Below are 22,419 nucleotides of genomic sequence, written 5' to 3'. Positions count from 1 at the left end.
ATATGAGTATTAATTGGTTTGTATTTATTATTTTAGTTGTAATTACTTTTATCGTAATATTTAAAAAGGAATTTAAATATATAGATGCTTTTGTCTTTTTTATTCCTTTTAATGCTACAGTGGTATTTTCTACACATGATTCTACGGCAATCAATTTACCTTTCATTTTATTTGCTTTTGCAGCCATATCTTATTTTGTAAATAAATCTTTGCAATCAAAATTTACAATTTCAAAAAGTAAAAAAAACATAATAAATTGGTTAATCGTGTTAGGTATTATTGCAATATTTTCACAAATAATGCCATATATAATTGATGGGAAATATATGGTTCTAGATAGATATAAAGAAAGTATCTATTGGGCCAAAGAAGAAGCTCTATATCCGAGTATGCAGTGGGTAACACAAACCATCTATTTTTTAATTGGACTGCTAGTTGTTATTATTGTAAGTGATACTTATAAAACAATTTCAGACTTAAAAAAGGTTTTAAAATTATTATTAGCCGGTATAACATTTATGATTTTTTGGGGATGGCTTGGAGACTTAACTTACTTTTTAGGAATTCCTTACCCTCAATTTTTTAATCAGATTGGGATGAATGAGTTTGGTATTCAGGATTTTAATGGATACCCTAGAATGTCAAGTGTTACTATGGAAGCATCTTATTTTGCCCAAATCTTAATTCCAATAACCCCCTACTTTTATTGGTTTTCACAACAAAATAAAACCTTTATTTTTGACAAAACTTTTCATAAAAGAATGTACCTCCTATCAGTTATCACGTTACCGTTAGCCATTACTACAACAGGAGTATTAGGTTTTTTTATTATAATTGGTTTATTATTAAAAAATAGTATGCGGTTATTTACACTTAAAAGTAAATATTTTTTGGTTAGTCTCTATTCGATATTGGTATTGACCTTTTTTATATTTTCAATTAAATATTTAATTAATATTTCTGGAACATATTCGGGTATAGAACGATTTAAAACAGTTCACTATGGTGTCTTCTATTTTTTAGATTATCCAATTTTAGGATTGGGTTGGGGTGTTTTTCCAACCTATGATTTTATAATTAATTTACTTGTTAACTTTGGATTATTAGGAGCAATTCCTTTTCTAATTCTATTGTACAATATCTATATAAAACTACATGTTAAAATTAAAAAAGCAGATAAAAATATTAGGCCACTTTTTAAAGCAGCAATTGAAAGTTTTATATTGATTTTAATTGTTTCTCAACTTTCTGGATTTATTTACCATTCACAATACTTTTGGTTATATATAGGACTTGCTGTTTCTATAGGGTCATTAGAGTTAAATAAAGAATCTTTATAAATGAAATTTTCAATCATAATCTCTACTTTAAATAGAATAAAAGAACCTTTATTAATGTTAGATTCTCTAACAAATCAATCATTTAAAGATTTTGAGGTTTTATTAATAGATCAAAATGAAGAAGCTATTTTAGATGAAAAGCTTAGGAAGTATTTTGAGTTATTATCTTTAAAACATATTAAATCTGATATTAAAGGTGCTTCTAACGCCAGAAATATAGGTATTAAAAAAGCCAAAGGAGAATTATTATCATTTCCAGATGATGATTGTGAATTTAATATTACGTTTTTGGAAGATATTTATAACTATTTTAAAAATAATAGTTTTGATGGAATTGTTACTACTTCAAAAGATCGATTTGATGGCAAGGCTATTTCAATATTAATGTCTTCAAAATCTCAACCTATTCATAGAAAAAACATTCTAAAAACAGTTGTGGAATTTGGTATTATCGTTAGAAAAAATAAAATAAAAAATGTTTTATTTGATCCTGAAATGGGAGTTGGCTCTCCAAATTCACCGTATTGGTCAGATGAAGGGCCTGATTTTATTTTAAGATTAATTAAAGAAGGTTTAAGGTTTAATTATTGTCCACAATTTTATATATTTCACCCTAACCCCGTAAAAAAATATAATCTGAAAACGACTATTAGAAGTTATCAGTATGGAAAAGGAAGAGGGTATTTCTTGAAAAAGCACAATTTTGGCAAAAGGGCAATTTTATATTATTTATTTATCTATATTATTGGAATGCTAAAAGGCTTAGTTTTTTTTAACAGGTTCATGTTTTTATACTTTAAAGAAGGTTTTAAAGGACGCTATGAAGGATATTTTAGATCGAAATAAAAGTGACAAAGGATTAAGGTTGTTACTTTTTTTAGTTGCATTTAGTTTGCCATTTTCTTTTGCTTTTAATAGCATTTCATTGGCCGCTTTATTTTTATACTCTTTTATTTATTTTAAAAAGGATTATTTTTTAATATGCATAAGTAATAAAAAAGTTTATCTTTTTTACTTGCTTTTTTTTATAGTACAGACTATTTCAATTTACTATTCCGATAATAAGGATTTAGCAATAAAGGTAGTTACTAGTAATATCTTATTTCTTATAATACCCATTACTTTTGTTAATCTAAAAAATAAAATCGACGAAAATGAAATAAAAATCGCCTATTTAGGTCTTCTTATTGCCGTACTCTTAAACTTAATTAGTTCTTATTTTAATATTATTAGAAAATCTATATTTGAAAGTATGGATTGGAGTAATGTTATTAGAGAAAATTTTATAAGAAACAGTATTTATGAAATTCATGTACCATATTTGGCTTTATTAGTTGTTTTTCTAATAATATGCAGCTATAAAATAAAAATTCCCTTTAGAAAAAAAAGTAACATTTTTATAAGGTATTCACTAATGGCTATTTTAATTTTATCTTTGTTTTTGTTATCTGGCATTATGGCTATTTTAATTTTAATTTTATTTTTTATAGTTCAATTTTTATACAGTGAAAATTCAAAAAAGACAAAATTAGTTGGTTCTATTCTAGTTATTATAGGGATAACTTCTTCTTTTATTTTATTGAAACATCTTGATGATCAGAAGCGAATTAGAGGTTCTGAAAATATTGTTTATAGAGCACAAAAAATTATTACAAAAAAAGATCCAGTTAGAGAAGTAAATTGGAAAAGTGTTGTTAAAGTAATTTCATCGAATTTCATTTGGGGTGTTGGAGCTGATGGCGGTATCGATTTATTACAAAAAGAAAGACCAATAATGAGTGAGTCATATATTAATAAACATAACGCACATAATGATTACTTAGAGATAGTACTCAGATATGGTATTATTGGTATTAGTATCTATTTAATAATATTAGGAAGCCTTATTAAAACTGCATTTACGTCAAATAATTATTATTTTATGTGGTTTTTAATTGTTTTTATGATTTCAAGTTTAACAGAATCGTACTTACAAAGACAAGTTGGTTTAGTCTTTTTTGTTTTCTTTTCATTGCTCTTTTATACCCAAAGCACCTTCAGAAAAATTGATAAAATCAGCTAATGAAAGTAGCCATTATACATTATTGGTTTGTTACACGCCGAGGTGGTGAAAAAGTGGTAGAATCACTTTTAAAAATTTATCCAAATGCTGATATATATACTTTATTTTACGATAAAAGTAAATATGGTAATTCTTTAGATAATCAAACCATATATACCTCTATCTTAAACACTCCTATTTTAAAAAAACGATATCAAAAAGTATTTCCCTTGTACCCTTTGGGTATTAAATCTCTAAAACTCAAAAAAAAATATGATTTAATAATTTCTTCTGAATCAGGACCTGCTAAAGGTATTCATATCGGCAACAACACTCCTCATATATGTTACATTCACTCTCCAATGCGTTATTGTTGGAGCCATAAAGAAACCTATGTTAATGCAGTTAGTCCAATACTTAGACCATTATTGAGTTTTTTTCTTAATAGGCTTAAAAACTATGATAAATCAACAATAGATAACGTAAATTTGTATTTGTCAAATTCAAAAAACGTAGCTAATCGTGTAAAAAAATACTATCAAAAGGATTCTGAAGTCGTTTATCCTCCAATTGCAGATGATTTATTTACAAAACCATTACCTACAGATACTGAAAAAGATATATTTTTAAGTTTTGGTGCTATAACACCTTATAAGAGAATAGATTTACTGATTGATCTTTTTAACAAAAATGGAAAACAATTAGTAATTATTGGCGACGGTTCTGAAAAGTTAAAGTTGGAAAAAAAAGCTAATAAAAATATAATATTTAAGGGAAATCTCGCTTGGGAAGAAATTGAATACTTCTTCGCACGATCAAAAGCATTATTATTTCCTGGAGAAGAAGATTTTGGAATGATTCCGTTGGAGGTAATGGCTTACGGAATTCCGGTAATTGCCTTTAAAAAAGGGGGTGCTTTAGAAACAATAATTGAAAATAGAAGTAACATAAAAGAATCATCAGGTCTATTTTTTGACAATCAAAATATAGAAGCAATAGAAAAAACTATAGATTTTTTTGAAAAAGAGCTTGAAAACTTTAATTCGATTTGGATTAGAAATCATGCAAAAAAATTTAGCGAAGAAATATTTATATCTAATATCAAAAAACAAATAAAAAAATTCGAAAAGAAATAATGCCATTAAGAAAATATAGATATTCATATTTAATACGACCTCTATTCGTCTTGATTGATATACTCATTATCATTGGCGTAGTTTTCTATATATCTGACCCTGAATTTTTCAATCCTTATTTTCTTACATACATCATACTTTTTTGGTTAATTATTGCCTTTAACACTAACTTTTACCAAGTCTTTCGTTTTACCAAGACATTTCGAGTGTTTAAGTTATTATTTATTCAGTTTGCCTTATTCTTTTTGGGTTATTTTACCTATTTCGGCGTTTTTAAAGAAGGGGTAGTTGTTCATAATCAACTTTTAGTCCTTTCAACAATTATTGGAAGCATAAGCTTATTTAAACTTATTTCATTTTATACCCTAAAAAAATATCGATTAAGAGGAAAAAATTATAGAAGGATTGTCATTATTGGTTTTGACGACACCTCGAAAAGGGTAATTGAATTATTCAACAAAAAATCAAGTTTAGGATATCGATATATGGGTTTCTTTTCGGATAAAAATTATAAAAAGGAAGCTTATTTAGGCAAGTTAAATGATAGCTTCAATTATATACTCACAAATAATATTGATCAGATTTACTGCACACTTTCTAACTTAAATAGGCATGAAGTCAAAGAGTTTACCAAATTTGCTACTAGAAATAATATTATCATAAAATTAATACCAGACTCCAATGAATTATATAGCAAAAGTTTAGGAGCTGAATATTATGACAATCTACTTGTTTTAAATGTTAAGAAATTGCCTTTCGAAATTCTTGACAATCGGTATATAAAAAGAACTTTTGATATTATTTTTTCTTTTTTAATCATTATTTTAGTTATGTCATGGTTAACACCACTGTTATGGATAATAGTAAAATTAGAATCTAAAGGTCCATTATTTTTCAAACAAGAAAGAGAAGGTAAGGAAGGAGAGCAATTTGTTTGTTATAAATTTAGGTCAATGAAAATAAATAATTTTTCTGATAAAATTCATGCTACTAAAAATGACTCTCGGGTAACACGTAGCGGTTTTTTTTTAAGAAAAACTAGTATCGACGAGCTTCCTCAATTTTTCAATGTGTTAAAAGGTGAGATGAGTGTCGTTGGACCAAGACCTCATATGAGCAGTTTATCAATAGCATATCAAAAGGAAATAGACAGTTATGTTCAACGATTTTCTGTTAAACCAGGTATTACTGGCTTAGCTCAAGTTAGCGGATATAGAGGTGAGGTCCGAAAAAAATCAGATATAAAAAATAGAATTAGATTAGATATTTTCTATATTGAAAATTGGTCATTTTTACTAGATATTAAAATAATAATGCAAACAATATTAAATGTTTTTAAAGGAGAAGAAAAAGCATATTAATAAAACGTAATGGCAGAAAAAAGCATATTAAATAACAAAGTAATTACTGCTACTATTGTTTTGTACGAAGAAAATTTTGATGAACTTTCTAAAACTATTGCTAGTTTTTTAGCTACGCCGTTTACAAAAAAACTATTTTTAGTAGATAACTCAAAAACAGACGTATTAAAAGATAAATTTAAACATCCTGATATAGAATATCTATTTGTAGGAGAAAATATTGGATTTGGGAAAGGACATAATAGAATTCTTGACAAAATTAAAAATTACTCAACATATCATTTAATATTAAATCCTGATGTTGTTTTTGAACCAACATTAATTCCGGAGCTCATCAACAAGTTTAAAAAAATACATAAATTAGCCCTAATCGCACCAAAAGCTATTTTTCCAAATGGTAAACATCAGTATACAAGTAGAAGATATCCGACAATTTCTGAATTAATCGTAAGAAGATTACCATTTTTAAATGCTATTTTTCCTAAAATCATCAAAAAAGGAGAATACAGAGACAGAGATTTATCTAAAGCTTTTAATCCCGATTTTATCCATGGCTGTTTTCTCTTATTTAAGACAGATGCATTTATTGACCTGAAAGGTTTTGATGAAAGATACTTTTTATACATGGAAGATGTTGATATTTGCAAAAAAATGGACCAACAGGGCATGAAAAAATTATATGATCCTGATGTTGAGATTATTCATGTATTAAAAAAGAAATCTTTAAAAAACTTTAAGCTGTTTACCTATCATACTATTTCAGTATTTCAGTACTTTTACAAATGGCATATTAAAAAATAATAAAAAAATGAACATTTTAATTTTAGGTTCTGGCGGAAGAGAACATGCTTTTGCCTTAAAACTTTCAGAGAGTAAAAAAATAAATCAGCTTTTTGTTGCACCAGGCAATGCGGGTACTGACTCCATCGCAAAAAATGTTGCTATAGATCCGAACGATTTTAATGCTGTAAAAACCTTGGTTTTAGCTGAAGCTATTCAAATGGTAATTGTAGGTCCTGAGGCTCCATTAGTGAAAGGTGTACATGATTTTTTCTTGGCAGATAGCGATTTACATCACATACCCGTAATTGGTCCTAAAAAAGACGGGGCTATGCTTGAAGGAAGTAAAGACTTTTCTAAAATATTCATGGAAAAACACGGTATTCCTACTGCTAAATATCAATCTTTCACCAAAGATAATTTAGAAGATGGTAAACGTTTCTTAGAAACTTTAAGTCCTCCATACGTTTTAAAAGCGGACGGATTGGCTGGTGGTAAAGGTGTGCTTATTTTAAATTCCTTAAACGAAGCAAAATCTGAACTTGATGATATGCTAACCAATCAAAAGTTTGGTACAGCTTCTAATACAGTTGTTATTGAGGAGTTTTTAGACGGAATAGAATTATCTGTTTTTGTATTGACTGACGGAAAAAGTTATAAAGTGCTACCCTCAGCTAAAGATTATAAACGAATTGGAGAAGGAGACACAGGTTTAAACACTGGCGGTATGGGAGCTATTTCACCCGTACCTTTTGCAAGTGATGACTTTTTAAATAAAGTTGAAGAACGTGTTGTGAAACCTACAATAAATGGTCTACAAAAAGACGGAATTGATTATCGTGGTTTCATATTTATTGGTTTAATGAATATTAAAGGAGATCCTTTTGTGGTTGAATATAATGTTAGAATGGGTGACCCAGAAACTGAAGTCGTCTTACCTCGGTTAGAATCTGATCTTTTAGAATTATTTGAAGGTGTAGCAAACCAAAATTTGCACGAAAAATCATTTTCTTTAAAATCACAAACAGCAACAACAGTAATGTTAGTTGCAGGTGGTTATCCTGAAGCATATGAAAAAGGCAAAGAAATTACTGGGTTAGAAAACGTAACTGAATCTATTGTTTTTCATGCTGGTACAACAACTAAAAATGGTAAAACCATTACCAATGGTGGAAGAGTTATGGCTGTAACATCTTTGGGAGATACAATTGAAGAAACTCTAAAAATATCATACGATAGTATAAATAAGATTCATTTTGAAGACATGAATTATAGAAAAGATATTGGGTTCGACTTGGTTTAAGTATTTAAAACCAACGTCACGATAAATTTTCATTCTTCATTAGAAATTTTATTATTGTTTAACATCTGTCTTTTATTGGATAAGACTCTAAGAATATGTTCATAGTGACATATCTATTTTATTGAATTATCTATAATCAGCTCATGCCCTATGCCACTAAAACATTCAAAAAAAATTTTGGTTGCACCCCTAAATTGGGGTTTAGGTCACGCAAGTCGTTGTATCCCTATTATAAATGCCTTAATTGAAAATAATTTCACACCTATCATAGCTAGTGATGGTGCAGCCTTAACATTGCTTCAAAAGGAATATCCCAAATTAAAATTTTACGAATTACCAAGTTATAATATTACATACAGTAAAAGTAATACTCAAAAACTACAACTACTGTTAGGAAGCCCCAATATTATAAGAGCGAGTTTAACTGAGCAAAAAGCAACTCGAAAAATTCATAAAGAAGAAGGATTATCTGGTATTATTTCTGACAATAGATTTGGAGTTCGTTTATCAGAAATTCCATCTATTTATATTACACATCAAATTAATGTACTTTCAGGTAGTACAACATTAATAACTTCCAAAATACATCAAAATATTATAGCCAAATTTGATGAATGTTGGATTCCTGACCAGATTAAATCAAATCTTTCAGGTAAATTATCTTCAACTAAAAACAGTAAATTAAATATCAAATTTATTGGCCCAATAAGTCGGTTTGAAAAAAAATCATCTCCTAAAAAATATGACTTATTGATTCTTTTATCTGGTGCTGAACCCCAACGAGGCATTTTAGAAAAACGCCTCATTTTTGAACTAAAAAACTATCCTAAAAAAGTATTGTTTGTTAGAGGAGTTTTTAACGCTGTTGAATTGCCTCAAATTGCAGAAAACATAACTATGGTTAACTTTATGCTCAGCATCGAATTACAACAGGTTATAAACGAAAGTGAAGTAGTTTTAGCAAGATCTGGATATACCACTATCTTAGATTTAACAAAATTAGATAAGAAGGCCTTTTTTATTCCTACGCCAGGACAACACGAACAAGAATACTTAGCGGAAAGAATGGCTGAATTAAGTTTAGCTCCTTATGCAAGACAAGATGATTTTAAAATTGAAATGCTTAATAGGGTTACTGATTTTAGTGGACTAAAAAATATTTCAAAAGCTGAAACAATACCCTCCGCATTATTTAAACTTTTCTAGCGTAAATGAAAAGGTGGAGCCTTTACCTACTTCACTTTTTGCAAATACCTTTTGATGATGTGCTTCAATAATATGTTTTACAATAGACAAACCTAATCCTGAACCACCTTGTTCTCTAGATCTACTTTGTTCGATTCTATAAAAACGCTCAAATATTCTTGATAGATTACGTTCAGGAATGCCTTCTCCTTCATCTCTCATATGGACAATAAATTGAGAATCGGAATAATTTTTAATACTTACCGTATTCTGACTCTTCATCTTACCATATTTAATGGAATTTTCAATTAAATTGATGACTACTTGTTCTATTCTTTTTCTATCTCCTTGAATTAAAATAGGGGTATCATAAACTTTGTCAAATTGCAATGTAATATTGCGTTTTTTAGCCTGAAAATCCAGTAATTCAAACACATTTCGAATTAATTTGACGATATCAAACTGCTTTAATGATAAATTTAAATTACCCGATTCTAGTTGATTTATCATATCTAAATCCTCAACAATACTCACCAATCTTTCTAATCCAATATTGGCTCTATTTAAATATTTATCTCTAATTAATTTATCATTTATTGCACCACCTGACAAGGTTAACAGATAGCCTTGCACGGTAAATAAGGGTGTTTTTAATTCATGTGATACATTACCTAAAAACTCTCGTCTATATTCTTCTCTTATCTGAAGCATTTCAATTTCTAAGAGTTTATCTTCAGCAAACTTTTTTACCTGTTTAGAAAGTGTTTCCATATTGGTAGTAACACTTCCTCTATCTAAATTTTCAATTTTAGACACAGAAACATCATCATAAATATTTTTGATTCTATTATAAATAAAATACTCTACCCTATATTGAATTACAACAAACGAAAAAATAAAAATAGATAGTGCTGTTAATAACGCGAGATTATAATTAACATGATGTGTTAAAGTATATGTAAGAATTAATGCTACTGAAAACGCAAATATGGTGATGTATAATGACGATTTAAAAGCGAATTTATATGTTTTTTTCAACTTCAATTTGTAGAAAATTTATATCCAACTCCTTTTACGGTTTTAAAATACTTTTCACCTACTTTTTCTCTGAGTCTTCTAATATGAACATCTATAGTTCTACCTCCTACAATGACATCATTACCCCAAACATTTTTTAAAATAACGTCGCGTTCAAAAACCTTATTTGGTTTAGAAGCCAATAATGCCATCAATTCAAACTCTTTACGCGGCAATATTATTTTAGTATTATCTTTTTGAACAAAATACTCTTCACGATTAATGATAATGTCTCCAATTGTCATTATAGTATTTATGCCTTCTTCATTATGCCTTACACGTCTTAAAAGAGAATTTACCTTGCTCACCAAAACTTTTGGTTTTACGGGCTTAGTAATATAGTCATCGGCACCTGCATCAAAACCTGCAAGTTGCGAGTAATCTTCACCTCTCGCTGTAAAAAAAGCTACAATAACGTCTTGTAGCTTATCTATTTTTCTAATTTTTTGACAGGCCTCAACACCATCCATTTTTGGCATCATTACATCTAATAGAATTAAATGTGGAATAATTTCTCTTGCTTTTTCAATGGCTTCTAGTCCGTTGGTAGCCGTAAATATCTGATAACCTTCGTTTTTCAAATTATAACCAACTATCTCTAATACATCAGGTTCGTCATCAACCAATAGTACTTTTATATTTTTTTTCTTCATTTTTCATATTAAATTCCCTCAAAATTAAGGATTAAAAATAATTTTATAAACTTAACACTCTTTTAACTTGGTAATATTAAGTTAACATTAAGCTTTGAAGTAAATGTTAAAACCCTGTTTTTATGAGTGTTATGTATATAAATATTAGGGGTAATAACAGATGGATTATACTTAAACCACAAAAGTTATTCACAATTGTATTATTTAACTGAAATGTACACAATATTTATCTAATTTTGAAACACTTAATTCAATTTAAGTGCAATCAACCAAATTTGCCGAAAATAATTAAATACGTATGAAAAAAAATTACTTTTTTTTAATATTATTATTGGTAACTACTTGTTTCTATGGGCAAATTGCTGATGACAACGAATCATCACAAAATAGTGCTGTTCAAAAAACAAAAGAAATTAAGGATTTCAAAATTTTCCCTAACCCTGTTGTTAATGGAAAATTATATATACACACGTTTAATAATGCCGACAAAAAAGTCCAACTTTTCAACATTTTAGGGAAAGAGGTACTAAATATTACCTTAAGAGGCAAAGAATTGAATGTTTCTAAATTTGATTCTGGTGTTTATATTCTCAAAGTATTTGAAAAAGGAAGTACTTCAATTCGCAAATTGGTTGTCAAATAACGCAACCCAACAACCTGATTTTTAGAAGTGAACTTTAATTAGTTCACTTTTTTTGCTTTAAATTGACTATATTTATGAATGTTAGTTGTCAATTCTAAAAAATGCTCAATAAAATAAAATTAGAAAATATCTTATTCTTGGATATCGAAACGGTTCCTGAAGTAGCAACTTTTACCGAGCTTTCTGATCTAAAAAAAGAATTATTTGCTAAAAAAACAGAATATCAGCGTAAAAATGAAATTTCTGTTGAAGACTTTTACGACCGGGCGGGAATATGGGCCGAATTTGGTAAAATAATCTGTATCTCAGTGGGGTATTTTGTCGATTTAGACGGAATTAGAAACTTTAGACTCACTTCTTTTTCAGGAGATGAAAAACAACTCTTAATTGATTTTAAACAGCTACTAAATAACCATTTCAATAAAGACCATCATTTACTATGTGCACATAATGGAAAAGAATTTGACTTTCCGTACATAGCTCGCCGTATGATTATTAATAGTGTAACCCTACCTTCAAAACTTAATTTATTTGGTAAAAAACCATGGGAAGTTGCCCATTTAGACACCTTAGAATTATGGAAGTTTGGCGATTACAAACACTATACATCGTTAAATCTATTGACTAATATTTTGGGTATACCATCACCAAAGCAAGATATTGACGGCAGCCAAGTAGCTAACGTTTTTTATGAGGAAAATGATTTAGATCGGATTGTTAAATATTGCGAGCGAGATACACTTGCCGTAGCCCAATTATTATTGCGTTTTAACAATTTAGAACTGCTTCAAGAGAATGAGATTGTTACGATTCCATCTTCATAGAAATTTCTAACCAACGTTCTTCTTTAGAAGTTATACTTTCGATAATTTGCTGTAATTGTTGTGAAACTTCATCAATTTTATCATTTTCTACTTCATTGTTCAAAAATTGTAATTCAATCGCCTCTTTTTGTTTCTCTAATTTTGCAATATCCTTCTCTAATTTTCGAAATTCTTGTTTTTCGTTATACGATAACGTTTCCTTACTTGTTGACGTAGCCTTTTTATCATCATTAGCCGAAATACTTTTATCTACAACTGTAACAGTCGAAGATGTATTTGGTTGTGAATCTTCATATGTTCTATAGTCAGAATAATTTCCAGGAAAATCAGTAATTAATCCTTCTTCTTCGAAAACAAATAAATGATCTACAATTTTATCCATAAAATACCTATCGTGCGAAACCACTAATAAATTTCCAGGATAATCTAATAAAAAGCTTTCTAAGACATTTAGAGTTAAAACATCTAAATCATTGGTAGGTTCATCTAAAATTAAAAAATTAGGATTTTGAATTAAAACCGTACACAAGTAGAGCCTTTTTAACTCTCCTCCAGATAGTTTTTCAACAAAATCGTATTGTTTCTTTCTATCGAATAAAAAACGTTCCAATAGACCACCAGCTGATATTTTTTGCCCTTTTGCAAGCGGTATGTATTCACCAAATTCTTTAATAACCTCAATTACTTTTTGGCCTTCTTTCACATGAATTCCCGATTGTGTGTAGTAGCCAAATTTTACAGTTTCACCTAATATAACTTTACCCGAATCTACTGGCATTTTACCAGTTATCATATTTAAAAAAGTAGATTTACCAGTACCGTTCTTTCCAATAATACCAATGCGTTCTCCACGCTTAAAAACATATTCAAATTTATCTAAAACAACTTTGTCATCAAAAGATTTAGAAATATTATGTAATTCTAAAATCTTACTCCCTAAGCGTTCCATGCTAATTTCCAACTGGACTTTGTGATCATTTCGTCGTTGACTGGCTTTTTCTTTTATTTGATAAAAGTCGTCAATTCTTGATTTAGACTTGGTTGTTCTTGCCTTAGGTTGACGACGCATCCAGTCTAATTCCTTTTTAAATAGGTTTTTGGCTTTACCAACAGTAGTTTGCTCAATAGCAATACGTTCTTCTTTTTTCTCTAAATAATAAGAATAATTACCTTTATATGTATAAAGTTGACCTTCGTCTAACTCTATAATTTCATTACAAACGCGTTCTAGAAAATACCTATCATGCGTTACCATAAATAAGGTGATTTTTTCCTTTTTAAAGTAGTTTTCTAACCACTCTATCATTTCAAGGTCTAAATGGTTTGTAGGCTCATCTAAGATCAATAAATCAGGCTTGCTAATCAATATTATGGCCAATGAAAGTCTTTTTCTTTGTCCACCCGATAAATTACTGACTTTAATACTTAAATCTTCTAGCTTTAATTTGAATAGGATTTGATTGTATTGGGTTTCAAAGTCCCATGCTTGATGTTGATCCATCAAGTCAAATGCTTTTTGATAGGCTTCCGAATCATCGGGATTTTTCAATGCAATTTCATATTGATGAATAACATTTAAAATAGGATTATCAGAACTAAAAATAGCTTCTTCTATAGTTTGCTCTGCATTGAGTTCATCAGTTTGAGATAAATAGGCAATTCGTAAATCTTTTCTAGAGACTACTTGACCAGTGTCTGGAGTATCATTACCTGTTATAATATTTAAAATAGAAGTTTTACCTGTACCATTCTTGGCGACAAAGGCAATTTTTTGGTCTTTATTAATACCAAAAGAAACATCTTCAAAGAGCACTCGCTCGCCGTAAGATTTAGAAATATTTTCAACAGATAGGTAATTCACAACAGATTTTTAAGGTGTTGCAAAGTAAGTCAATTTTTTGGGATAAATGTGTAGTAAGTTCCCTTCCCTTATTGAAGCATTAAGTATAACGTTTATTCTACCTTAAACTCAGCGTTAAAGTCTTTTTGATAAGCTTCCCACTGCTCTTTTGTAGTTACATCTTTATGTTTATCAGTGGCAAACAATTTTAAGAAAATTTCTAACTGATTTGGTGCGTGATAACCCGTAACTGGAGCTAATAACTCTGCTTTTTCATCTAAAAAAACTATTGTTGGATAGGCTTGCACTCTTAAATGCTGTGCAAATTGATGTTGACTATTTCTTCCTTTTTTAGAGGCATTGTATGCGGGATTTCCGTATTCTTTATCTTTAAAATTAATTGTTTCACCTCCTTCAGCATTAAATTTTACAGCATAATAGTTTTCATTAACATAAGTGGCAACATCTTTATTTTGAAACGTATTCTTATCTAACATTTTACAAGGACCGCACCAAGTAGTGTACATATCCATCATAATTTTACGTGGTTCTTTTTCTTGAGCGGCAACAGCTTCTTCAATAGTCATCCAATTAATTTCACCTTTCTCTTGTGCTATTCCATTAAAAGAGTAAGCTAAAACTGCTAATAGTAATACAAATTTTTTCATGCTAATATTTTATATTTTGATAAATAAGACGCAAATAATATGCCTAAATTACAAAACGATGTATTCAAGTGTTTATTTTATTTGACTCCGTGCATTAATTTTTTAAGCACCGGGTTTAATAGCATTGAAATGAGACCTATTCCGACAGGGATGAGTGTAAATATTAAAAAGAATGTACTTAATGAATATTCTGCTGTTATTTTATCAATCATTCCTCCCATTGAACCAGCTGCTTTATTACCAATTGCAATCGCTAAGTACCAGATACCAAACATAAATCCAATCATACGTCCTGGAACCAATTTACTCAAATAAGAAAGACCTACTGGTGAGATACAAAGTTCACCCATAGTATGGAATAAGAACGCTAAGATTAAAAACACCATGCTTACTGATGCTGTTTTGGCACCTTGTGGGATTCCCATGGTACCAAACACTAAAATACCAAATCCTAAACCAAGTAAAACCAGTCCAATTCCATATTTCATTGCGACACTCGGGTTGTATTTACTTTCCCACCATTTTGAAAAAAGAGGAGCTAAAGTTATTATAAAAAATGAATTCAAAATTCCAAACCAAGAAGCTCCAACTTCAGTTACATCTTTACTAAATTCATTACTAACTTTATAATAAACAACATACCAAAGAAATGCAAAAGTGAGACCTAAAATTATATTGGAATATGGAATTTTCGAAAATGTTTTTTTAAATAATAAATACAATACCCAAGTGATAATAGCTAAAGGTACAATAGTAAGAATTGTATCAATGACTTTAAATATGGTTGCAGCTGAACCTACTAAGACTCTATCGGTGTAATCTCTAGCAAATAATGTCATAGATCCTAAAGACTGCTCAAAAGCGGCAAAGAAAAATACCGTAAAAATTCCAAAAATTGAAACTGCAATAATTTTGTCTCTTACAATTGGATTGTATCTTAAAATTCGAGTAATGATTAAATATAAAAATAATACTAGAGCAAATATAATAGTGAAATTAGAGCCATCTAAACTACCTACATTAAAGTTTAGTAAATTGATATTTCCGATTTTTGACATGGGGTCATTGAACAGATAAAGAACTCCCCCAATTGTAGACAAAATAATCAATATTTTATCTATTAAAGTAAAAGGATTCAACTTTTCTACAACCTCAGTTAAATCATGTTCCTTTGGACTTTCTTCATTAATATTTTGAGGCAATTCAACTTCATGAATTTTTGAAGGTCGTTCACCTATCATCCCAAACAAATCTTTGGCTAACCAAAATTGTATTAGCCCACCCAGCATAAAAATTCCCGCCAATCCAAATCCATAACTCCAGCCAAGGTTCTCAGCTAAATACCCACATAACATCATTCCAAAGAATGCACCAGCGTTTACACCCATGTAATATATTGTATAAGCTCCATCTTTTTTGGATTCCTTTCCTTTATACATTTCAGATATCATTGAAGTCATATTTGGCTTAAAAAAACCAGTACCAATGACTAACAAGGCTAAACCCAAATATAATGACCAAGTGGTCTCAAAAACCATAAAAGCATGACCAAGCATCATAATAAAACAGCCAATAATTACTGCCCATTTGTAACCAGTTATTTTATCTGCTATCCATCCTCCAAGAATTGGAGTTAAGTATAATAATGATGCGTAAGTTCCTATTAGTGATAGTGAATTTTCTCTTGACCATTCCCATCCAGGATGGTCACTTAATAAAGGAGCCGTTAAAAATAATATCAATAATATTTTCATACCATAGAAAGAAAAACGTTCCCACATTTCTGTAAAAAATATTACAAATAGTCCAGCCGGTTGGCCAATAACTTTGTCTTTAAATAGGTTTTCAATATCGGTGTTCATGGTAGTATTATTTTAATACAAAAATAAAGGAAATTCTTTTTATTGTTAATGCACATTACCCATTAATTTCTTCATTAATGGAGAAAAAAGTAATACAACTACGCCTGCACCAAGAGCATATTGAGAAATTAATGCAAATCCATCTGTATAAACGCTTAATGTTTCTAAACCACCTACGTTAACGTCAGTACTTTCAATAGCAAGTTGCTTAGATATAAAACCTACTATTTGAAACGCATAAGCTGATGACAAAAACCAAATCCCCATCATAAATGCTACAATTCTTTTTGGTGATAAGTCAGTTATTTTAGACAATCCTACTGGAGACATAAACAACTCTCCTATTGACAGAATAAAATACATAATAAAAAGATAAGCAAAAGGAACCATTCCATTTTCATCTGCACTTCCTTCACTTAATGATAAAATATAAAAGCTTACCCCTGCCAAAACAAGACCTAATCCAAATTTGTAGGGTGTTCTTGGGTTTAAATTTCGTTTAGATAAATAAGCCCAAAGTAATGATATAGGTATTGACAACAAGATAATAACCAAGGAGTTCAGTGAATTTGTTTGACTGGCATTCATAATACCATCTAAATTAACATTTCTATCAGCAAACAAAGTAATTACACTACCTGACAACTCATGAAAGCCCCAAAATAAAGTCATAAAAAACGTAATTAAGACAGCCATAAACAACTTTTTTCGTTCTTCAGGTTTTGACTCAAAAATTATTTTTGCTAAGAAAACAACAACACCAATTCCAATTAAATAGAAAAGAATATTTACATAATTCTTATCTCCTAAAAATGACCCCTTAACCCCAAGAGACTGATAAGACGCCAATAATGAAGCTATTACAGGAACAAATAACACAGCAACAATTGGTACAAATATTTTCTGAGGAATACTTAGTATAGTTTTTTCATAAGCCTCTTTACTCGGCGGCATACCTTTATCTCCAAAAACATTCTTTTTTATACCACTCCAAAAGAAAACTAAACCTGTTAGCATCCCTATACCGGCAAGTCCAAATCCATAATGCCAACCATATTCAACGGCTAACCATCCACAAATTAAAGGTGCTGCAAAACCACCAATATTTATTCCCATATAAAAAATAGTGAATCCTGAATCTTTTCTTCTATCTCCATCCTTATATAAAGACCCAACAAAAGTTGAAATATTTGGCTTAAAAAATCCATTACCAACAACAATAAACGCTAAAGCTAAAAAGAACGCAACATCGTTTTCAATGGCCAATACAAAATGCCCAATTGACATTAAAATTCCACCTAAAAAAATAGAACTTCGCATGCCTAATATTTTGTCAGAAACCCTACCGCCAATAACGGTAGAAGCATAAACTAATGAACCATAAGATGCATAAACAGCCGCCGCTGCAATATCTTTCTCTGAAAGTGCTTTAAAAATTTCCTTTGTCATGTAGAGCATTAACAATGCTCTCATTCCGTAGAAACTAAAACGTTCCCATAATTCGGCAAAAAATAAATAAAATAGCCCTGTTGGGTGTCCTAAAGTTTGTTTTTCAAAGGGTTCATTGGAAATATCTGACATAAGCTATGGGTTTATTATAAAATTTATAAAAAAGTGATTTTTCAAAAGTGTTTCAAGTTTACGCAAATTTCGGCGAAAATTGGTGTAAAAAACTGATAATTTAAGTTTGAATAGTATCTTTACCACAGAACTAAATGCAATTTATAGATGTCTAAGACCATTACGGGATTTTCTAAACTTACTAAAGAAGAAAAAACAACCTGGCTTATAAAAAATTTTTTATCTGACTATCCAGAGTCAAAACCTATTTTAAATCAATATTTAAATAGTAACACTAAACTTCAACAACTTCATGATGAGTTTATTGAAAACTCAATATCTAATTTCTATTTACCCTTCGCAATAGCACCAAACTTTATAATAAATGATAATGCCTATGTTCTTCCCATGGCAATTGAAGAAAGTTCGGTAGTAGCAGCTGCATCTTTAGTAGCAAAATTTTGGAGTAAAAGAGGAGGTTTTAAAGCTGAAGTATTATCAACTACGAAAATTGGTCAAGTTCATTTTATGTATGCTGGTGCGTATTTAAATTTAGAAACATATTTCAATTCAATAAAACCAACATTGTTAAAAGCTACGGAATCCATCACAAAAAACATGCGAAAACGTGGCGGTGGAATTTTAGATATTGAACTTAGAGATAAAACATCTGATTTAGATAATTATTACCAACTCCATGTTACTTTTGAAACAAAAGATAGTATGGGAGCCAATTTTATTAATTCTTGCTTAGAAACCATTGCCAATACGTTCAGAAAAGATGACGTAGAAATCGTTATGAGCATTTTGTCAAATTATATTCCAGACTGTTTAGTAAAAGCGGAAGTCAGCTGTAACATAGACGATTTAGGTGAAAACGGGGTGGAGTTCGCCAATAAATTCTATCAAGCCGTGCAAATTGCTCATGTTGAACCTCATAGAGCTGTTACACATAATAAAGGAATAATGAACGGTATTGATGCTGTTGTTATTGCTACCGGAAATGACTTTAGAGCCGTTGAGGCAGGTGTGCATGCTTATGCCGCGAAAAGTGGGAAGTATAAAAGCTTAAGTAATTGCTCAATTGATAATGGTATTTTTAAATTTTGGATAGAAATACCATTAGCATTGGGTACGGTTGGTGGTTTAACCACCTTACATCCAATATCAAAATTATCTTTAAATTTATTACAAAACCCTTCTGCCAAAGAATTAATGATGATTGTTGCTGTAGCCGGACTCGCTCAAAATTTTGCAGCACTAAAAGCCTTAACCACTACTGGCATACAACAAGGGCATATGAAAATGCATTTAAACAATATTCTAAATCAATTAGAAGCAACCAAAGAAGAGAAAAAGACACTAATTAAAACTTTAAATAATAAGCAAATTACACATAACATAGTTAACAATGCACTTCAGCAATTAAGAATTAAGTAAATGTGAACATAATCTTAATTTATTGCCCGATAAGAACATTCTATCTTGTTCACCCGATTATTAGTCTCAAAATTTTTATATTTGGAATTCAGAATTGAAAATTCAATTCACAAAAAAAGTTTAATCATAAAAAAATATAAAATCATGGCTTTTGAATTACCTAAATTACCTTACGCTTATGACGCGTTAGAACCTAATATTGATGCACGTACAATGGAAATACATTACACGAAGCATCATGCAGGGTATACAAATAATCTAAACAATGCAATAAAAGGCACTGACTTAGACGGAAAATCTATTGAAGATATTTTAACAAATTTAGACATGAGCAATGCAGCTGTTAGAAATAATGGTGGCGGTTTCTATAACCATAGTTTATACTGGGAGGTTATGAATCCTGAAGGTAAAGGTCGTTTATCAGGTCCTTTAAAAGAAGCTATTGAATCTGCGTACGGAACTGTTGATGCATTTAAAGATGCTTTTGCAAAAGCTGCTGCAACGCGTTTTGGTTCAGGATGGGCTTGGTTGTGTGTTCACAAAGGTGGTAAGGTTGAAATCTGTTCAACACCAAATCAAGATAACCCATTGATGCCAGATGTAAGTTGTGGTGGTACCCCTATTTTAGGTATTGATGTTTGGGAACATGCTTATTATTTAAATTATCAAAACAGAAGACCTGACTATATTAACGCATTTTTTAATGTAATCAACTGGAATGAAGTTGAAAAACGTTACGATGCGTCTAAATAATTAGTAAATAAAAATAAATAAATTGTATTAAAAAGTAATGATTTGAGAAATTCAAATCGTTACTTTTTCTTTTTTGAATGAAGTTATGCATAATAAAACAAGAGCTTATATTGCCGCTTTTATTGTTGCTCTAATTTATGGTATAAATTATACAGTAGCAAAAGATGTTATGCCAATGTACATAAAACCATTTGGTTTTATTGTAATACGCGTATTAGGTGCTACAATACTATTTTGGATTTTAAGTCTTTTCACCACCAGTGAAAGAATAGATAAGGCTGATTTTTTGAGAATATTTTTGGCAGCACTATTTGGAGTCTGTATCAATATGCTTGCCTTTTTTAAAGGTTTAAGTATGACTAGTCCAATAAATGCCTCAGCTATCATGGTTTCTACCCCCATTATAGTATTACTACTTTCAGCAATTATTTTGAAAGAAAAAATAACTATTCCAAAAGTTGTTGGTATTCTAATAGGTTTAACGGGTGCAATTATTTTAATAGTTTATGGTAAAAGTGCTGTACCTGGTGATCATCCAATTTTAGGTAATCTTTTCATTTTTATAAACGCATCTTCATACGGTTTATATCTAATAATTGTTAAAAAACTCACCGTCAAATATAATCCTTTAACTTTTATAAAATGGCTATATCTCTTTGGTCTTCTCTTAGTTATTCCTTTCGGAATTAGCGAAGTGATAGACATACAATGGAATAGTATTCCAACATCAATCTATTACAATATTGGTTTTGTAATTGTTTTTACCACTTTCTTTGCTTATTTGATAAACCTATTTGCATTAACAAAACTTAAACCCACAACATTAAGTGCATTTGTTTATTTACAACCTGTAATAGCAACTGCTTACGCTCTTCTTACTAAAAGTGATACACTAAGCAGCGTTAAAATTTTAGCAACCCTTTTAATTTTTGTGGGAGTTTATATGGTAACCTCAGTTAACAGAGCTAAACAATAGAAGCCTGTTAACATATTTTGCGTAAATTTGCGTGAAACTTACCCATATTATATGATACAATCTATGACAGGATACGGTAAAGCCGTAACTGAACTATCTCAAAAAAAAGTAACCGTTGAAATTAAAACGTTAAATAGCAAAAACTTAGATTTAAACGTTAGAGTTCCGTCGATGTACCGAGAAAAAGAACTCGAAATTAGAAGTAAACTTTCACAACAATTATTTAGAGGTAAAGTAGATTTTTCAATTTATATTGAAAGTACGGGTAGCGAAACCACCTCAACAATTAATCAAGAAGTTGTCAACAGCTATATAGACCAATTAAGAAGTGTTACAGAAGTGGCTTCTGAAAGTTTATTAGAAATAGCTATGAGATTACCCGATGTCTTAAAAACGAACCGTGAAGAGTTTGATGAAACAGAGTGGACAGAGATTGAAAAAACGATTGATGAAGCCATTGATGAAGTATTGATTTATAGAGCTGATGAAGGAGCTGTTTTAGCTCATGATTTTACTACACGAATAAAAAACATTCAAAAATTATCTACCGAAGTTGTTGATTTAGATATTCAACGCTTGGCTCAAGTTCGCGAACGTATTGAAAAAGCAGTGTCTGATTTAGTGCAAAATGTAGATGAAAACAGGTTTGAACAAGAACTAATTTATTATCTAGAAAAATTAGATATCACAGAAGAAAAAGTTCGTTTAAAAAATCACTTAGATTATTTTTTACAAGCATTACTTAGTGAAGAATCTAATGGTAAAAAGCTGGGTTTTATTTGCCAAGAAATTGGTAGAGAAATAAACACAACAGGTTCAAAATCTAATTTTGCTCCAATGCAAAAAGTTGTGGTACAAATGAAGGATGAATTAGAAAAAATAAAGGAACAGTTACTAAATGTTTTATAAGCAAACTTTATAAAACACATACCAATCAGTATTATTTTAACATAACAGACTGGTAGTTAACCCTAATT

The 22,419-nt window shown here is 29.9% G+C and carries 20 protein-coding genes; 14 read left to right on the top strand and 6 right to left on the bottom strand.

Annotation, left to right across the window (positions count from 1 at the left end; all coding sequences use genetic code 11):
• The first annotated feature begins 2 nt into the window (after positions 1 to 2).
• The 8 genes from JBL43_RS08500 (at position 3) to JBL43_RS08465 (ending at position 9,167) form a co-directional block, all read left to right on the top strand.
• A complete protein-coding gene (locus JBL43_RS08500) occupies positions 3 to 1,340 on the top strand; it encodes an O-antigen ligase family protein (protein ID WP_198841017.1) in 1,338 nt (445 codons plus the stop codon).
• Positions 1,341 to 2,186 (top strand): glycosyltransferase family 2 protein, encoded by an 846-nt coding sequence (locus tag JBL43_RS08495; protein WP_198841016.1) that lies wholly within the window; start codon positions 1,341 to 1,343, stop codon positions 2,184 to 2,186.
• A gap of 568 nt (positions 2,187 to 2,754) precedes the next feature.
• Complete coding sequence (locus tag JBL43_RS08490) at positions 2,755 to 3,402, top strand: O-antigen ligase family protein (protein ID WP_198841015.1); 648 nt, start codon at positions 2,755 to 2,757, stop codon at positions 3,400 to 3,402.
• The gene (locus JBL43_RS08485; RefSeq protein WP_198841014.1) at positions 3,402 to 4,517 is read left to right on the top strand and encodes a glycosyltransferase; all 1,116 of its coding nucleotides are present in this window, start codon (positions 3,402 to 3,404) and stop codon (positions 4,515 to 4,517) included. The genes JBL43_RS08490 and JBL43_RS08485 overlap by 1 nt, the downstream gene beginning before the upstream one ends.
• Positions 4,517 to 5,878, top strand: a complete 1,362-nt coding sequence (locus tag JBL43_RS08480) for an undecaprenyl-phosphate glucose phosphotransferase (protein ID WP_198841013.1) — start codon at positions 4,517 to 4,519, stop codon at positions 5,876 to 5,878. The genes JBL43_RS08485 and JBL43_RS08480 overlap by 1 nt, the downstream gene beginning before the upstream one ends.
• A gap of 9 nt (positions 5,879 to 5,887) precedes the next feature.
• A complete protein-coding gene (locus JBL43_RS08475; protein ID WP_198841012.1) occupies positions 5,888 to 6,679 on the top strand; it encodes a glycosyltransferase in 792 nt (263 codons plus the stop codon).
• A 7-nt stretch (positions 6,680 to 6,686) separates the two neighbouring features.
• Complete coding sequence (purD, locus tag JBL43_RS08470) at positions 6,687 to 7,961, top strand: phosphoribosylamine--glycine ligase (RefSeq protein WP_198841011.1); 1,275 nt, start codon at positions 6,687 to 6,689, stop codon at positions 7,959 to 7,961.
• Positions 7,962 to 8,138: 177 nt separating this feature from the next.
• The gene (locus JBL43_RS08465; protein ID WP_233098724.1) at positions 8,139 to 9,167 is read left to right on the top strand and encodes a glycosyltransferase; all 1,029 of its coding nucleotides are present in this window, start codon (positions 8,139 to 8,141) and stop codon (positions 9,165 to 9,167) included.
• On the opposite strand, the gene JBL43_RS08460 is transcribed toward JBL43_RS08465, so the two are convergent.
• Both JBL43_RS08460 and JBL43_RS08455 read right to left on the bottom strand, forming a co-directional pair.
• On the bottom strand, positions 9,150 to 10,184 hold the full coding sequence (locus tag JBL43_RS08460; RefSeq protein WP_317193445.1) for a sensor histidine kinase: 1,035 nt from the start codon (positions 10,182 to 10,184) through the stop codon (positions 9,150 to 9,152). The two genes, JBL43_RS08465 and JBL43_RS08460, sit on opposite strands and share 18 nt — an antisense overlap.
• 2 nt (positions 10,185 to 10,186) lie before the next feature.
• The gene (locus tag JBL43_RS08455; RefSeq protein ID WP_198841008.1) at positions 10,187 to 10,876 is read right to left on the bottom strand and encodes a response regulator transcription factor; all 690 of its coding nucleotides are present in this window, start codon (positions 10,874 to 10,876) and stop codon (positions 10,187 to 10,189) included.
• A 298-nt stretch (positions 10,877 to 11,174) separates the two neighbouring features.
• Between JBL43_RS08455 and JBL43_RS08450 the strand changes: the two genes are divergently transcribed.
• Positions 11,175 to 11,519, top strand: coding sequence for a T9SS type A sorting domain-containing protein (locus JBL43_RS08450; protein WP_138947957.1), 345 nt, complete (start codon positions 11,175 to 11,177; stop codon positions 11,517 to 11,519).
• Positions 11,520 to 11,620: 101 nt separating this feature from the next.
• Positions 11,621 to 12,343 carry a 3'-5' exonuclease gene (locus JBL43_RS08445; RefSeq protein WP_198841007.1) on the top strand — a complete coding sequence of 241 codons (723 nt, stop codon included), beginning with the start codon at positions 11,621 to 11,623 and terminating at the stop codon, positions 12,341 to 12,343.
• Here the strand turns inward: JBL43_RS08445 and JBL43_RS08440 are convergent.
• The 4 genes from JBL43_RS08440 to JBL43_RS08425 form a co-directional block, all read right to left on the bottom strand.
• Positions 12,324 to 14,204: an ABC-F family ATP-binding cassette domain-containing protein gene (locus tag JBL43_RS08440; RefSeq protein WP_198841006.1), complete on the bottom strand. Its 1,881-nt coding sequence runs from the start codon at positions 14,202 to 14,204 to the stop codon at positions 12,324 to 12,326. The two genes, JBL43_RS08445 and JBL43_RS08440, sit on opposite strands and share 20 nt — an antisense overlap.
• 92 nt (positions 14,205 to 14,296) lie before the next feature.
• Positions 14,297 to 14,851 carry a thioredoxin family protein gene (locus tag JBL43_RS08435; RefSeq protein ID WP_198841005.1) on the bottom strand — a complete coding sequence of 185 codons (555 nt, stop codon included), beginning with the start codon at positions 14,849 to 14,851 and terminating at the stop codon, positions 14,297 to 14,299.
• A gap of 77 nt (positions 14,852 to 14,928) precedes the next feature.
• The gene (locus JBL43_RS08430) at positions 14,929 to 16,713 is read right to left on the bottom strand and encodes a peptide MFS transporter (protein ID WP_198841004.1); all 1,785 of its coding nucleotides are present in this window, start codon (positions 16,711 to 16,713) and stop codon (positions 14,929 to 14,931) included.
• 45 nt (positions 16,714 to 16,758) lie between these two features.
• The gene (locus JBL43_RS08425; RefSeq protein WP_198841003.1) at positions 16,759 to 18,294 is read right to left on the bottom strand and encodes a peptide MFS transporter; all 1,536 of its coding nucleotides are present in this window, start codon (positions 18,292 to 18,294) and stop codon (positions 16,759 to 16,761) included.
• Positions 18,295 to 18,441: 147 nt separating this feature from the next.
• On the opposite strand from JBL43_RS08425, the gene JBL43_RS08420 reads away from it, so the two are divergent.
• The 4 genes from JBL43_RS08420 to JBL43_RS08405 all read left to right on the top strand — a co-directional run bounded on the left by JBL43_RS08420 (position 18,442) and on the right by JBL43_RS08405 (position 22,351).
• The gene (locus JBL43_RS08420) at positions 18,442 to 19,713 is read left to right on the top strand and encodes a hydroxymethylglutaryl-CoA reductase, degradative (protein WP_198841002.1); all 1,272 of its coding nucleotides are present in this window, start codon (positions 18,442 to 18,444) and stop codon (positions 19,711 to 19,713) included.
• A gap of 144 nt (positions 19,714 to 19,857) precedes the next feature.
• Positions 19,858 to 20,466, top strand: a complete 609-nt coding sequence (locus tag JBL43_RS08415) for a superoxide dismutase (RefSeq protein WP_233098723.1) — start codon at positions 19,858 to 19,860, stop codon at positions 20,464 to 20,466.
• 85 nt (positions 20,467 to 20,551) lie between these two features.
• Positions 20,552 to 21,442, top strand: coding sequence for a DMT family transporter (locus tag JBL43_RS08410; RefSeq protein WP_198841001.1), 891 nt, complete (start codon positions 20,552 to 20,554; stop codon positions 21,440 to 21,442).
• A gap of 51 nt (positions 21,443 to 21,493) precedes the next feature.
• Positions 21,494 to 22,351: a YicC/YloC family endoribonuclease gene (locus tag JBL43_RS08405; protein ID WP_233098722.1), complete on the top strand. Its 858-nt coding sequence runs from the start codon at positions 21,494 to 21,496 to the stop codon at positions 22,349 to 22,351.
• The last annotated feature ends 68 nt before the right edge of the window (positions 22,352 to 22,419 follow it).

The organism is Aureibaculum flavum (genome assembly GCF_016406085.1).
GTDB classification, from domain to species: domain Bacteria; phylum Bacteroidota; class Bacteroidia; order Flavobacteriales; family Flavobacteriaceae; genus Aureibaculum; species Aureibaculum flavum.
Note: the sequence above shows the minus strand (reverse complement) of the source record. Positions and strands in the feature narration are given on the sequence as shown.